The organism is Sulfitobacter sp. SK012 (genome assembly GCF_003352085.1).
Taxonomy (GTDB): Bacteria; Pseudomonadota; Alphaproteobacteria; order Rhodobacterales; family Rhodobacteraceae; genus Sulfitobacter.
Genome location: NZ_CP025804.1, coordinates 14,792 through 28,272, shown reverse-complemented (window position 1 = coordinate 28,272; position 13,481 = coordinate 14,792). Strand labels below are relative to the sequence as shown.

The following is a 13,481-nucleotide window of genomic DNA, read 5'->3' as shown; positions in this document are numbered from 1 at the left end:
TATTATGCTTTGGTCATTGATTAAAATTGTTGTGTTTGTTGGCGTAATCGCGGTCGTTGCGTGGGGTGCTGGTTTCTTGCTCGAGAGTTCGGGTGGCATGCAGCTAACGGTTATGGGCACTGAATTTAGCCTTGGTCCGCTTGAAACAGTGCTTGCTGTCGTCGCGCTCATGTTCACAGTCTGGGTATTGCTCAAGCTGTTTTCGCTTCTCGTGGCACTCTGGAAATTCCTAAACGGCGATGAAACGGCCCTATCGCGGTATTTTGACCGCAACCGCGAACGCAAAGGTTTTGAAGCTCTTTCAGAGGGGCTAATGGCGCTTGCGAGCGGCGAAGGCCGTGTGGCCATGGCCAAAGCTGCAAAGGCTGACAAATACCTAAACAAGCCGGAATTGACCAACCTGCTAACAGCTCAGGCTGCGGAGTTGGCTGGTGACCGCCGCAAGGCAGAGGAAACATATCGCAAGCTCGTCGAAAACGAGCAGACCCGATTTGTTGGTGTGCGCGGGATCATGAAACAAAAGCTGGCGGATGGAGACACCGAAACGGGCCTTGAATTGGCAAAGAAGGCCTTTGCACTCAAGCCCAAGCACGAAGAGACGGGTGATGTTCTTTTGCAGCTTCAGGCGGCCAAGGAAGACTGGTCAGGTGCACGTCAGACATTGAGCGCTAAGCTGAAAAATGGTCATTTACCCCGCGATGTCCACAAACGCCGTGATGCCGTGTTGGCGTTATCCGAAGCAAAAGATGTGATCGCCGATGGCAATAGCATCGAGGCGCGCGAAGCGGCGATTGAGGCGAACCGTCTGTCGCCTGATCTAATCCCCGCCGCTGTTATGGCGGCTCAAAGTTATATCGAACAAAGCAAGCCGCGCTATGCCACCCGCGTCCTGAAGAAAGCTTGGGAAGCGCAGCCACACCCTGATCTTGCTGCGGCTTTTGCAGCTATAGAACCCGATGAGACACCACCCAAGCGGATCAAGCGCTTTGTGGCGCTGACCCGCAGCAAGTCTGATCATGCTGAATCGCGTATGGTGCTGTCAGAATTGCATATTGCGAATGAAGATTTCCCAGAGGCGCGCCGCGCGTTGGGCGATTTGGTTGAAACGGATCCGACTGCTCGTTCAGTTACGTTGATGGCTGCCATTGAGCGGGGCGAGGGTGCTTCAGATACTGTGGTCAAAGGTTGGCTTGCGCGCGCGCTAAGCGTCTCACGTGGCCCTCAGTGGATTTGTGATAACTGCCATCACATTCATGCAGACTGGAAGCCGATCTGCGAAAACTGCAAGAGCTTTGATACACTTGCATGGAAATCACCACCGCTCTCTGAGGTTGCGATGCCCGGTGGCGTCCAAATGCTGCCCTTAATTGTTGGCGCAATTGAGGACAGTAGTGGCGCTGACGCGCCAGAGGCTGTTGATGGTACTGTGGTGATCGAAGACGCTGAGATTTTATCTGAAGATACCCCCGATACCGTTGGGGAAGAGCTTGAAAAAGCAGCGAAATAGCCAGCAAAAGGGTGCGCTTTGAGGCGCGCTCCCTGTAGTCCTTAGAGGGAAGTGGGCTGTTATGCTCGGATGACACCGCTAGCGGTGCTCTCCCAAACATAGTCGGGAGGCTCTAAGGACATAATCGGCAGCATCATTTACCACACGAACCAAAATATGTAGGGACGCGTGTATCGCTACATTCCCGTCAATTCACTTTGGTTTGAGCGGAGCGGGCTTTCTTTGTTCGCCCTAAATACATATTCACTAAATCAAAAACTGCACTTTTGGATGCAATGATCCAACTCAGCCTTTCCAAAAAAGTGATCCTACCGGCACCAGCTGGTACTGGTTCAGCTTGGTTTTAGGTAAGGCGGGGACAGCGATTGTGGCTGTCCCCATCCGTATGCTCAGGCAACGCTAGCAATTTATGTGCCGCCAGTTCGGAAGTAGCCGGGTTTTGGCGGTCACCAGCTTACCGTTGGTCACGGTGATCGACGTCCAGTCATCACCCGTCTGGCAGTCGCCGCTATTTGAATCCAGCATATCCGCCACCAGGAAGGGCACGATCCCGATAAGGCATCCGGTCAAGATACACCGCGATGTCGCCTCCATGCTCAGTACAGCTGACACGCTAAAGTGCAGAAATCGGTACTTTGGGTGGAGTCCGGACATTCGCTAAGTCCGCCTCCAAGGACTGCTATGCGGACGACGAAGACATTGAGGTATAAATTGCGATAGCTTAGGATAAGTGCCTATCGGCAAAGCTATCTTGCATATTAGAACCGAAGAGTAAGAATGAGCCATGCAATCATCCAACTTGGGTTACTACTAGGTTTTCACACGACTTGGGTCGGATTTGTCTGCTTCTTTTTTGCAATTGCATGGCCCAATCTTTCTTTCCGAAGAATAAAGGAAAACCATTCGCTACCCTACGGGCAAATGTGGAACCGGGTTAACGATGATCTTCTTCGAGGCGTTAAATCCCGCCTCGGTCGTGTTGCGCAACTATTGTTTGCAATTGGTCTGTCATTGCTCATTCTTGTAGGCGTCATTTGGTTCGTTTTAAAGATTGTTGAAAGGCAGACAGGCTCTGGCTAGAGGTAACTTTCCCGCTGCCAGCTCCAGACACTTTGGACTCAATGCCGGCATTCGCTGCGCGAGTCATGAGTGACCGCACTGCGCGACGAACCTCCTGTTGACCGCAAAAGACACGACCGGTGCTTTGCCCGGTGGCCTCAACTGATCGACGCAACACTTTAATCTTTAGGAAGAGATGGAGTGTTTTGAATGAAGTATCGTCGCAGGATCTATTATTCAGGCGAACAGCGTGCCGATATCTGGGATCGATGGCAGCGTGGCGAGTCGATGAGGTCGATTGGGCGCGTTTTTGATCGCCACTCATCGTCGGTATTTTCCGTGATTTCACCGACGGGCGGAATACGTCCACCTGATCGCAGACGCGGTCGTTCTGCATTGAGCCTTGCTGAGCGTGAAGAGATATCTCGTGGGCTCAGCACCAAGCAATCTCTCCGGGCAATTGCGCGTCAGTTGCGACGTGCGCCTTCAACGATCCGCCGCGAGGTACGACGCAATGGGGGCAAGTTGTGCTATCGCGCAACGGCATCAGACCAAGCTGCATGGGATCGGGCTTTGCGCCCCAAGATGTGCAAGTTGGCTTGTCACCCGATGTTGGCCCACGCAGTATCCGCAAAGTTACGGCGCAAGTGGTCGCCAGAACAAGTTGCTGGTTGGTTCAAACGCGCATCCCCTGGAGAGGCGCACAAACAGGTGTCACACGAAACGATTTACAGAAGCCTATATATACAGGCCCGCGGTGTCCTGAAGAAGGAACTTCTGGAGCACTTGCGGGCTAAACGCACTGTCCGGCGCTCACAGCATGCCAGCCAGAAGCGAAAGGGAAATGGCCAGATCAAGGACGCTGTATCTATCAGCGAAAGGCCTGCGTCCGTCGAAGATCGTGCTGTTCGGGGCCACTGGGAGGGCGACTTAATCGGTGGATCAAAGAACAGTTATATCGCGACACTCGTGGAACGGCATTCTCGGTACGTGATGCGGGTCAAAGTCGCGAACAAAGACACACAGAGTGTCATCACGGCGCTGATCAAATCGGCTCAGAAACTGCCGCGCGAGCTCTACAAGTCGCTGACGTGGGATCGTGGCAAAGAGCTGGCAGATCATCCGCGATTCACGTTGGCAACCGACGTTGATGTCTACTTCTGCGACCCACAATCACCATGGCAGCGCGGGTCAAACGAGAACACCAACCGGCTTTTGAGGCAGTACTTGCCTCGCGGAACGGACCTATCCGTTCATTCCCAAGCAAAACTCAGTGCAATTGCAATTGCAAGGCAACTCAACGAACGACCTCGCAAGACCAAACGCCAGCAGAGATGTTCGCAGAGTGCGTTGCATCGACCGGTTGAGATCGCCGCGGATTGCGGACATTGGCGCAATAATGGCATGTTGCGGTGCGGCTCGTCGTTGCGGACTTTCGCTGCCACTGCAAAACGAGCGATAGCGGTAGCTGGGTTAACAGCGGTTACAAGACAATGCTAACGTTCTTTATTTACCCCAGGGGCAGAGTGCTTCGACCTGCTGGCGACCAAGTTTATTCAATGTTCTTATGTTATCTATATAAATCTTCTCAGGGCTCAAAACGTAAGCGAGGGCTTTAGTCATTTGATCTTGACGCAGAAGATGTATGGTTGGATAGGGTGAGCGATTAGTGAAGTGGCTGAGATCGTTAGCAGCTACACCTTCAAATTGATATCGAGGGTGAAAAGATGCTAATTGCACATGCTCTGTAAGTTCTGCCTTCTCCAATAGCTGTTGAAACCAATCGAGCAAGGCGAGGTAGTTGTCGAACTCTTCTAGACCTTGGGTAAACATGAGCAAACTAGTGGCTACGTCATTTTCGTTAGCCCCAAGTAAGCGCTGCAATTCACTCACATAGAACTGCTTTAGTTGTGCATCGTTGGTGGCATCACAGATGGCATAATACACTTGGTCTTGGGCTATGGCTTTACGGGAAAATGGGCATAGATTTAATCCTACTACCATTTGTTCAAGCCATCGACGGGTGTTTTTAACTACGTCTTGATGAGTCATTGATAGTGTCTTAGGGCCATACTTATTGATACGATAGATCCTTTCTTGTTTAACTAACTTAAAGCATATTTTGCCCATATCTTTAATTTATTTGCAAAAGCCAAATCCATCGACTCGGCGCAGTTGCAATTGCCCCTTGTATCATACCGTCCTTCGCCATTGGCAAGCGGCCCACAACGGACTCTCACCAGTTGATCTGACGCCGCATTGCAGCTTCACCTGACCAGCCATTGGCGCATCGTGCAGCATTTCAATTGGTGCAATGATCTGGTCGCGGACGTTCCGGACCTTGGCTCATTGGCCTAAGGTGCCTTTGAACAATCTTTCTCCCAAGCGTCGCAAACTGCGGCAGGAACCCAAAGTACCGAATGCTGGTCAAACCTGTTCTGGGAGGGAGATCAGCTTCACATAGTTTCACTGTTTGCTAAATAGTAAATCAGCTAGCGAGATGTTAGTACCTCATCATTACTATAGCGTGGCACCCATAACAATACTTCGTTAAACACCACCGTTTCTCGCTTGCCATTGTAAGTGAATTCAATTTTCACGATTTCTCAAACTTTGCTTGAAAACTGCGAACTGTCATACTTGAGAACATAAAAGTTCTCCCCGATTTTGAAGCTTTCTTTTGGCACAATTTCTTCGTCATTTAAATTTGGGTGAGCGAACTCAATAGAGTTCACTCGGAAAGTTCTATTTCAAGGGTTGACGAGATAAAATGCAACTTGGGCAATAGCACTTTCTTAGTTGCTTACGGGAAGCACAGGATGCCGGATCGACACGGTAAATTTCTTGTCGTTTGAGATGAATAGAACGGGCTTAAATTCATAGTCTCCGGGAATAAAGGACCCGTCTTTTTGCGGCAGAACGGTTTCTGACGAACCAACTTTAAGGCCATAGCTATAAAAGTCAGACCCACATCCGGAGTTTAGTAGGGCAAGGCCAAGAACGGCAAATAAGGAAGACAATTTCATCAAGGTTTCCTTTCTGGTAGGGTCCTGCGAGAAAATTGTTGTTTTTGAATAGGTTAAAATCCGAAGGATGCCTAAGAAGAGAACATTTGGTCCTGCGGCTGTCGACGGCCATGCTTTTGAGGCCGTTTACTAGGCATAGACGTTCAGCGGTATCCTAGGAGTTACTACCCGAGCTTAAACTCTGGGAAATTAGGGGTGATGCGCTAGTCGTAGCCATTGTTCGGCTTCCGTCCACTGCGTCGATTTCTGCTGTCGGATTTTTTGTCCGAAAGGGGCTAACAACGGGCTTGCGGCAGTGCCGACGAAAAACCCCTTTCGAGGTTACTCGAATGTCGGCTTCAAATGTTTCGGCAGGGTTGGTACGCACGCGTATCGAATGGCAAGTTTCCGCCCTTCTAGTTGGAATGTGCAGGCCGTAGCATCGGTGACTAAGGGCTCCAAGCCACCGTTCGCTGCAAAGTGTAATAAGCCCGCTATAGGCCGAGAGTGACGGCGACGTTAACCATTGTCTTGGTGTTTGAGTTGAAGTCTTTCCGGTTTGGTGAGCGGGGACAAGCATCTCTACGGACAACCTAAGCACTCGCTCATTCAACCGAAATCATATCTGTCCCCCGACAAAAAGAAGATACTCCTTCTAGGCGCCTTCCTTTGCCAGATTTTCTTTTAGCACTGAATTTTACACTTAGGTCTGGCCGAGGGATTTAGCTCGATTTCTCGCCCAATGCTTTGGCTGCTGATCCCAACGTAAAGAATGCAAAGCCAGATGAAATCATGTTGACCCCAACCATTAGGCCGACCGCCCAAACCGCCGTACTGGGCAGGCCCGAGATGATCAAGACGCCTGCCAAAATACCAATAAGACCAGAAAACATCATCCATCCCCAGCCGGTCTTGGGACGTAGATTATTTGCCATCACCGCTTCCATAATGCCCTGCGCAATAAAAGTGATGGCCAAGAGAACCGTAAGTCCGATGATTCCGGAAAACGGATCAAAGGCAAGCCAGCATCCAACAACCAAGTACAGAAGCCCAATCAGCAGGTTCCACAGGAATCCTCCCCATTCACGGGTCGAAAACGATTGCCATATTTGAAACCCACCTGCGACGATGAAGAGCCAGCCAATAAAAACCTTGGCCGCAATCGTCGTCGCGAGCGGGAAAATAACTGCGAGCACGCCAAAAACTATTAAGGCGATCCCCAGCCAAGTCAGTCCCTTTGCAAACCTGCCATCCGTTGCGCTTTCATTCTGGATATTGTCCATGCTTCACCTGTCAAATTTTTTCATCTGACACTCCCCAAAGCGAATGTCTTTCTTCTAAGTTGAGGTTTTTCGTGTCCCGATCAAGCAAAATGTGAGCACCCGTCCTATTTAACTATGAGGGTTTTTTGCTTCAAAATGCCATCCCGTCATCAAACTTGAATGAGTAAGCGGAGCTTCTCTTCGCTACCACCGAAGGTCGGCAATGGGCCAGAAGCACCAGTTTGGCAGATTACTGCGAACGGCGGGGCAGCCCGCAACTCGGACACCATGGTTGGTTAAGCGGCCTCTGTGAATTTCATCACTTCACGCTTCCCAATGACGAAATTCTCATCAAATCGCTCACAGAGTTCTCGCGCGGTCCACTCACCCTCACTGTGTTTTTCAACCACCAAGCGAATAAAGTACTTTGAAACCAGCCTGGCCAGCACATCGCAGATTTCTATTGCTCGAGAACCTCGTGAATCACGGGATTCAGTTGATATGACTCGAAGTGACCAATCCAACCCGCTCCCATCACTTAATAATTGGCCCGAAGCCTCGCCCGCACTACTTTTGGCTGCATAACATAACGCCCCTTACCGGGCGTTCGCCACTTGTTAGCATGGCTTCTGATCTGCTCAGAGTTGTCTGGATTCCTATAGATCTTGCTCAAAGAGCCTCTGGGGTATGTGCTTTTGCCAACCCACGACGAAACCACGTCTAAGACCGGTAATTGATCGGGACAGAACCAAATTTATGCAGTGTTTAAATAGAAAACGACGAAGGCCACGAGTAACGCGGAGGGGATAATTAATACCGCAATGATGCCCATCACCACGTCACGATATTCCGTAGGGGGTGAGGGGGGGGTACGGATCACGTCTAAGTTTCCAAGGATTTTGTTTTTGTTCTTCAGACATTAGATGATCCCTCATTAAATAAACATTACAAATAGGATTATAAAAGCAGCGGCGCAGATAACTGGGGTGGCCAAGACGATCAGGATCACATCCAGCTTGCTGAAAGGCTTTGGTTCCTTACTCATGAGAGACCCTCCTGCCACAATCCGGACATCGCTTTTTCGCGTTCTGCGTATGCCATTCCGACCGCAATCTCTTTGCTGGGTTTACCAACGCCTTGCGCTGCGTCCCGTATCTCTTGGCAAACCAAATCTAAGGCATTTGCATCGTGTACTGTAGGTGAGCTGTCGGTCATACGGCCGCGAGCCAAGGTCGCAATTTGTTTGAACATCGTGGTTCCTCCAGTAATTGAACATCGTTCATACTGAGCGTATACAACGTAAGTGAACAATGTTCAAGACAAATATGAACGCCGTTCAATTTTTTGGAAAATCGAAAACGGAGACTAAGTGGGATGTGCATTTTTTCCTACCGGCACGTATCAGTCCCTCCGCCTGGTCCGGCCTAGACGGCACAGAACCTGGCATAGTGGAGCCCATTTTCAGACGCCGACACGGCCAAGCAAAAGCATGTAGATCTGATGAGGCTTGGTTTTGACGGGTTGTACCAAAGTGTGCGCATCGCACTTGAAACGCCGAGCGTCTGGTGACAGACAAATGCCTATGCAAAACGGATCACAACATCATCTTTCAGGTAAAAAGATGAGTCTAAGAGACATCAAGGACTTAGCCAGTCTGTGCGAAACTGCCACCCTTAGTCACTGTGACCTTCAGGGTTTGGACTTGTCAGAATCCAATATGTCCGGCTGGTGCTTTGAAAAGTGCAACCTGACACGTACATCCTTCAATGGTGCTAATTTGGAAAACGCTATTTTTTTGGGGTGTCGAGCGCCCGGGGCCAGTTTTTTGAGCGCTTTACTCACAGAAGCCCAGATTGAAGGCGGCGATTACAGCAACTGCCGTTTTCAAGGGGCGACACTTGTTGCAATGAAGGTTGCAGGCTGCAAAATGATTGGGGCGGACCTAAGTGACACGCGCACGAACGACTTTGAGCTACGGGATAGTTTGTTCGGTCTGGCCCTTCTTCCGAAGCTATCGTTTCGGAAAATGACACTCAAACACCTCGATTTTGGCGAGGCCGATCTTCGGTCCTGTGACTTCCGAGAAACCGTATTCGAGGACTGCTCTTTGCGGGATGCAAATTTATCCGGTTGTCGCTTTGAGGATGCTGATTTGCGCGGAGCGGATCTCGGCGGTGTCACGTTGGGTGATGCCAAGCGGTTTAGGGGCGCCGTCATTTCAAAACGACAAGCCGCCGATCTATTGAGTGAGCTAGGCTTGCGAGTGCTTTGACTAACGTCGCAACACCTCTGTGTTGAATGTCAGTGACAATTCTGACCTCTACTGGGTCAGTTCTCAGTTACATTAACAAATCCTCTACTGAAGTTATTTGAGTTGTGTACTCAAGGGGCGACGAGGCTTTCGCAACGGTATTGCCTTCCAAGCTCAACAACTCTTGAGCTCCGCGCGGCGCATCTTTTCAAGGATCTGCTTCTGACCAACTTCAAAGCTCTCGAATGGGATATAGTTAAGTCTAATTGGGGTTTCAGTCATTCCTTCCACTTGTCGTCGACCCTACGGGTCCGCGTGCCGCTTGTTCAGTTTCAAACGTACAGTACAACAGGAGCGGTCAAAAAACTCATTATAGGCAAACCCATGCACCGTTTTGATTGTCGTCTAAATCAGAAAAGTGAAGTTTGAGCAGTTCATGCTGATCCATAAATGAAGCTGCAAAACTACGCTGGGGTAGTGATTTTTTTACAAAAACGCCAGATACCCAGACGCCAAGCAAGAGACCATTCTTCTCTCTCAACTCGATACGATGGCCCTGTACATCCCCTGGGTCCACTCGTCCGCTGGTGTTTGACATTTTTGCGTCGAAACACACCAACCCATTGCTATAAAATCGCCATCGAACCGCGCCCCATTCACATTCGTCAATGGATGTCGGGCCGTTCCAGAGGTATTCGCGCCATTGGAGAGTTGCCCCGTCGGGCAAATCAACGTCATCCGCAAAAAACGCATCGTTGTTTTGGGCTTTCCAGCGACTATAGGGAGCGGGCTGATCCTCTCTGCCAATAGGAATACCTGTATCAGCATGGTTCAATTTTTTTTTCATCAAACCGTCGCCGACTCGCCCTTTTCCTTCTTTGTTACCGGTCAATTTAGAAAGTAATTTCGAAGCAGCAGCCCAAACCATGACCTATTTCCTTGCATTTCCCCACCAGCTTACAACTATGGCGAAGGGACCAAAATTTAGCAAATTGCCATTCTTGGGCGAATCTTGTTGTCTCACATTGATGTTATTTATGGGTTTGTAACTTGAGCTGTGAGGATGTGTTCCCGGCCCGCAACTCCCCTCATAGGTAGACATCGATGCCATTCGGACGGGTGACCTTCAGATTGGTGGTATGAAATATTGAAGGGAACAGTACTGCCAAATGGATTCACTAACCCAGTTTGTTCTCGGATCAACAATTTCTGTACTGTGCCTGGGCAAAACGCTTGGTCCGCGCAAGGCCGCCCTTTTGGGTGGTGCGCTGGGAACCTTACCCGATCTTGATGTCTTTTTGTCATTCGATACAGCAGTCGATGAGTTTGTGTTGCATCGCGGTTGGACACATGCTCTGGCTACACACGCAGTGGCGGCCCCCGTAATTGGCGAACTTCTTGTACGCAGTATTCGCCGACTTAAAGACCACCGCGCTCTGGTTTGGTGGACGGTGTTCTTATGTTTCTCGACACATGCGATCATCGACGCCATGACGGTCTACGGAACACGGTTGTTCTGGCCCTTCTATCAGGATCCCGTTGGCGTGGGATCTATTTTTATCATTGATCCAATTTATACTCTTCCGCTCCTTGGAACTGCCATTTGGGCACTTTCGCGACGGGATTGGTCGCGCCCGCTTGGGCGCGGGATCACGCTGGCCCTTGTGTTCAGCACAGCATATTTGGGGCTTGGGGTGATGTTGCAGGCACAGGCCGAATACAGAGCGAAAGCGATTTTTGCCAAAGCAGGAATATCGACAGATAGCGTCTTTGCAATCGCCGCCCCATTTAACATCGTGCTTTGGAAGGTGATTGGACTGGAAGAGGATCGTTATCACAACTTGTATCTTTCGATGTTTGGCAATGACCAACAAGCAAGTGTGAATCCCGGAGACAAAATGGCCATGGAAATGGTTGGGTAATCTGACCGTCGCGGAGTAAAATTCCGCAATCTAACATCTGGTGCTGTCGAGCAACGGGTGGGGAAGATGTATTCTGTGGATTTGTACAGTCGGGTGCGCCGTGCGTGCCATGTCGAAGGTAAGAACAATAGTGAGGCGGCCCGTCTGTTTGGGATTGACCGCAAAACAGTGGCGAAGATTTTGAAGCATTCGGTTCCGCCGGGTTATCAAAGAACGACCGCGCCAGTTCGTCCGAAGTTGGATCCGTTCATTGGGATAATTGATCAGATCCTGAAAGACGATAAACGGGTCATCAAAAAGCAACGCCACACAGCCAAACGTATTCATGCGCGATTGCGTGATGAACATGGGTTCACTGGCGGGATCACCATCGTCACGGACTATGTTCGTGAGAAGCAGCGACGTACCCAAGAGGTGTTTGTTCCTCTGGTTCACACCCCTGGCCATGCTCAGGTCGATTTTGGCGAGACCCTTGGTGTGATTGGTGGTGTTGAACGAAAGCTGCATTACATTGCGATATCGTTGCCGCATTCGGATGCGTTCTTCATGAAGGCATATCCGGCAGAAACGACAGAAGCCTTCTGTGATGGTCACAACGCTGCGTTTGCGTTCTTCGGTGGTGTGCCCTTGTCGGCACTGTACGATAACACCGTGATAGCGGTTGCAAAGATCTTGGGAGGAGGCAAGCGGATCCGGACCAGAACTTTCTCGGAACTACAATCGCATTATCTGTTTGAGGACCGGTTTGGCCGCCCTGGTAAAGGTAACGACAAAGGTAATGTCGAAGGTGTCATTGGCTACGGACGGAGGAACTTCCTAATCCCTGCTCCCCGGTTCGATAGTTTTGATGCTTTGAACGCCTGGTTGGAGGAACAATGTTTGAAGCGTCAGGACGATGTTGTTCGCGGGCATAGTGAGAGTATTGGTGAACGGTTGCTACGAGACCTGGACGCGTTGATGGCATTGCCCCCAACACCTTACGATGCGTGTGATAAGGTCAGTACTCGGGCAACTTCAATATCGATGATCCGTTATCGCAATAACGATTACTCCGTCCCTGTCGCCTTTGCCCATCATGAGGTTCAGGTACGCGGCTATGTCCATGAGGTCGTGATCGGCTGTGGGACCGAGATTGTCGCCCGACATCGACGATCTTACGAGAAGGCAGATATGATTTTCGACCCGATGCATTACTTGCCATTGTTGGAGCAGAAGGTTGGTGCTCTCGACCAGGCGGCACCCTTGCAGGGTTGGGATCTGCCCGATGCGTTCACGACCCTTCATCGATTGTTGGAAGCCCGCATGGGTAAGGCGGGGAAGCGCGAATATGTTCAGATCTTGCGACTATTGGAAACCTTCGAGATGGAGCACGTTCATGCTGCAATCAAACAAGCCTTGGACCTGGGCGCACTTGGCTACGATGCGATCAAGCATCTGATCCTTTGCCGGATTGAGCGTCGTCCGCCTAGGCTTGATCTCGATATCTATCCTTATCTGCCGAAAGCGGTGGTTGAGACGACAAAGCCTTCCAGCTATGCCGTGCTGTTGTCCGAGGTGGCCGCATGAACGATACTGTTACTGATACACCGCAGGTTCTGCTCAGGCATCACCTGACCAAACTTCGGCTGCCAACCTTCCAAAGCGAATACACCAAACAGGCCCAACAATGCGCCGCAGAGAACAAGGATCATGTCCAATATCTCCTGCGCTTGTGTGAGCTGGAGCTGATCGAACGTGAGCGACGGATGGTAGAGCGGCGTATCAAAGCCGCGAAGTTTCCGGCAACCAAGAGCCTGGATAGCTTTGACTTCAAAACGATCCCGTCACTGAACAAGGTGCTGGTGATGGAATTGGCCCGCTGCGAGTACACCGCAAAGCGTCAAAACGTTATCGCGCTAGGACCAAGTGGGACCGGTAAAACACATGTTGCTCTCGGCCTTGGACTGGCAGCTTGCCAAAAGGGCTTGAAGGTACGTTTCACCACAGCCGCTGCACTGGTTCATGAAATGATCGAGGCAGTTGACGAACGCCGACTGCAACGACACCAAAAACAACTAGCAGCCCAAGATTTGCTGATCATTGACGAACTTGGGTTCGTGCCACTCTCCAAGACCGGGGCCGAGTTGCTGTTCGAAGTGATCAGTCAACGATATGAACGCGGCTCCATCATCATCACATCCAACCTGCCGTTCGATGAATGGACAGAGGTCTTCGGATCAGAACGCCTCACGGGTGCCATCCTCGACCGCCTGACACACCACGTCCATATCCTGGAGATGAATGGTGAAAGCTATCGGCTGAACCAAAGCCGAAACCGCACAGCCTGAACAAACCCAACTGAAGCCAAGGAGCTGACAAATTGGCCAATTTCTCTCCGGGACGCTGACCGATTTTACTCCGGGATTGACAGTTCGAACGCGATACACGAGGGTTCAGGCCGACCGAAAGTGCCAGGTCTCTTATTCCGCATGCTGA

Annotated in this window: 11 protein-coding genes and 1 pseudogene; 6 read left to right on the top strand and 6 right to left on the bottom strand. The window is 50.6% G+C overall.

The genetic code is table 11. The annotated features are described in order from the left end of the window. The first annotated feature begins 4 nt into the window (after positions 1 to 4). Positions 5 to 1,507 carry a heme biosynthesis protein HemY gene (locus C1J03_RS00130; protein WP_114882499.1) on the top strand — a complete coding sequence of 501 codons (1,503 nt, stop codon included), beginning with the start codon at positions 5 to 7 and terminating at the stop codon, positions 1,505 to 1,507. A gap of 399 nt (positions 1,508 to 1,906) precedes the next feature. Here the strand turns inward: C1J03_RS00130 and C1J03_RS00125 are convergent, their stop codons facing one another. Beyond that, the gene (locus C1J03_RS00125) at positions 1,907 to 2,161 is read right to left on the bottom strand and encodes a hypothetical protein (protein WP_114882497.1); all 255 of its coding nucleotides are present in this window, start codon (positions 2,159 to 2,161) and stop codon (positions 1,907 to 1,909) included. 615 nt (positions 2,162 to 2,776) lie between these two features. Between C1J03_RS00125 and C1J03_RS00120 the strand changes: the two are divergent. Next, positions 2,777 to 3,933: pseudogene (locus C1J03_RS00120) on the top strand (IS30 family transposase). Between the two features lie 139 nt (positions 3,934 to 4,072). Here C1J03_RS00120 and C1J03_RS00115 read toward each other — a convergent pair. The 4 genes from C1J03_RS00115 to C1J03_RS00100 form a co-directional block, all read right to left on the bottom strand. Then, positions 4,073 to 4,618, bottom strand: coding sequence for a DUF1415 domain-containing protein (locus C1J03_RS00115; RefSeq protein ID WP_114888766.1), 546 nt, complete (start codon positions 4,616 to 4,618; stop codon positions 4,073 to 4,075). Positions 4,619 to 5,361: 743 nt separating this feature from the next. After that, positions 5,362 to 5,592: a hypothetical protein gene (locus tag C1J03_RS00110; protein ID WP_114882495.1), complete on the bottom strand. Its 231-nt coding sequence runs from the start codon at positions 5,590 to 5,592 to the stop codon at positions 5,362 to 5,364. 701 nt (positions 5,593 to 6,293) lie between these two features. Continuing rightward, positions 6,294 to 6,854 carry an HdeD family acid-resistance protein gene (locus tag C1J03_RS00105; protein ID WP_114882493.1) on the bottom strand — a complete coding sequence of 187 codons (561 nt, stop codon included), beginning with the start codon at positions 6,852 to 6,854 and terminating at the stop codon, positions 6,294 to 6,296. 1,020 nt (positions 6,855 to 7,874) lie between these two features. Beyond that, positions 7,875 to 8,084, bottom strand: a complete 210-nt coding sequence (locus tag C1J03_RS00100) for a hypothetical protein (protein WP_114882490.1) — start codon at positions 8,082 to 8,084, stop codon at positions 7,875 to 7,877. Positions 8,085 to 8,409: 325 nt separating this feature from the next. Between C1J03_RS00100 and C1J03_RS00095 the strand changes: the two genes are divergently transcribed. Beyond that, positions 8,410 to 9,105 carry a pentapeptide repeat-containing protein gene (locus tag C1J03_RS00095; RefSeq protein ID WP_254694142.1) on the top strand — a complete coding sequence of 232 codons (696 nt, stop codon included), beginning with the start codon at positions 8,410 to 8,412 and terminating at the stop codon, positions 9,103 to 9,105. A 349-nt stretch (positions 9,106 to 9,454) separates the two neighbouring features. Here the strand turns inward: C1J03_RS00095 and C1J03_RS00090 are convergent, their stop codons facing one another. Continuing rightward, on the bottom strand, positions 9,455 to 10,012 hold the full coding sequence (locus C1J03_RS00090) for a hypothetical protein (RefSeq protein ID WP_114882488.1): 558 nt from the start codon (positions 10,010 to 10,012) through the stop codon (positions 9,455 to 9,457). A gap of 241 nt (positions 10,013 to 10,253) precedes the next feature. On the opposite strand from C1J03_RS00090, the gene C1J03_RS00085 reads away from it, so the two are divergent. The 3 genes from C1J03_RS00085 to istB all read left to right on the top strand — a co-directional run bounded on the left by C1J03_RS00085 (position 10,254) and on the right by istB (position 13,333). Next, positions 10,254 to 11,006 carry a metal-dependent hydrolase gene (locus tag C1J03_RS00085; protein WP_114882486.1) on the top strand — a complete coding sequence of 251 codons (753 nt, stop codon included), beginning with the start codon at positions 10,254 to 10,256 and terminating at the stop codon, positions 11,004 to 11,006. Between the two features lie 66 nt (positions 11,007 to 11,072). Beyond that, complete coding sequence (istA, locus tag C1J03_RS00080) at positions 11,073 to 12,572, top strand: IS21 family transposase (protein WP_114882484.1); 1,500 nt, start codon at positions 11,073 to 11,075, stop codon at positions 12,570 to 12,572. After that, entirely contained in the window at positions 12,569 to 13,333 is a 765-nt protein-coding gene (gene istB / locus C1J03_RS00075) for an IS21-like element helper ATPase IstB (RefSeq protein ID WP_114882482.1), read from the top strand. Before istA ends, istB begins: the two co-directional genes overlap by 4 nt. The last annotated feature ends 148 nt before the right edge of the window (positions 13,334 to 13,481 follow it).

Coding starts and splice junctions, on each gene's coding strand:
- C1J03_RS00130 (WP_114882499.1), top strand. CDS start 5: ATGCTTTGGTCATTGATTAAAATTGTTGTGTTTGTTGGCGTAATCGCG.
- C1J03_RS00125 (WP_114882497.1), bottom strand. CDS start 2,161: ATGTCCGGACTCCACCCAAAGTACCGATTTCTGCACTTTAGCGTGTCA.
- C1J03_RS00115 (WP_114888766.1), bottom strand. CDS start 4,618: ATGACTCATCAAGACGTAGTTAAAAACACCCGTCGATGGCTTGAACAA.
- C1J03_RS00110 (WP_114882495.1), bottom strand. CDS start 5,592: ATGAAATTGTCTTCCTTATTTGCCGTTCTTGGCCTTGCCCTACTAAAC.
- C1J03_RS00105 (WP_114882493.1), bottom strand. CDS start 6,854: ATGGACAATATCCAGAATGAAAGCGCAACGGATGGCAGGTTTGCAAAG.
- C1J03_RS00100 (WP_114882490.1), bottom strand. CDS start 8,084: ATGTTCAAACAAATTGCGACCTTGGCTCGCGGCCGTATGACCGACAGC.
- C1J03_RS00095 (WP_254694142.1), top strand. CDS start 8,410: ATGCCTATGCAAAACGGATCACAACATCATCTTTCAGGTAAAAAGATG.
- C1J03_RS00090 (WP_114882488.1), bottom strand. CDS start 10,012: ATGGTTTGGGCTGCTGCTTCGAAATTACTTTCTAAATTGACCGGTAAC.
- C1J03_RS00085 (WP_114882486.1), top strand. CDS start 10,254: ATGGATTCACTAACCCAGTTTGTTCTCGGATCAACAATTTCTGTACTG.
- istA (WP_114882484.1), top strand. CDS start 11,073: ATGTATTCTGTGGATTTGTACAGTCGGGTGCGCCGTGCGTGCCATGTC.
- istB (WP_114882482.1), top strand. CDS start 12,569: ATGAACGATACTGTTACTGATACACCGCAGGTTCTGCTCAGGCATCAC.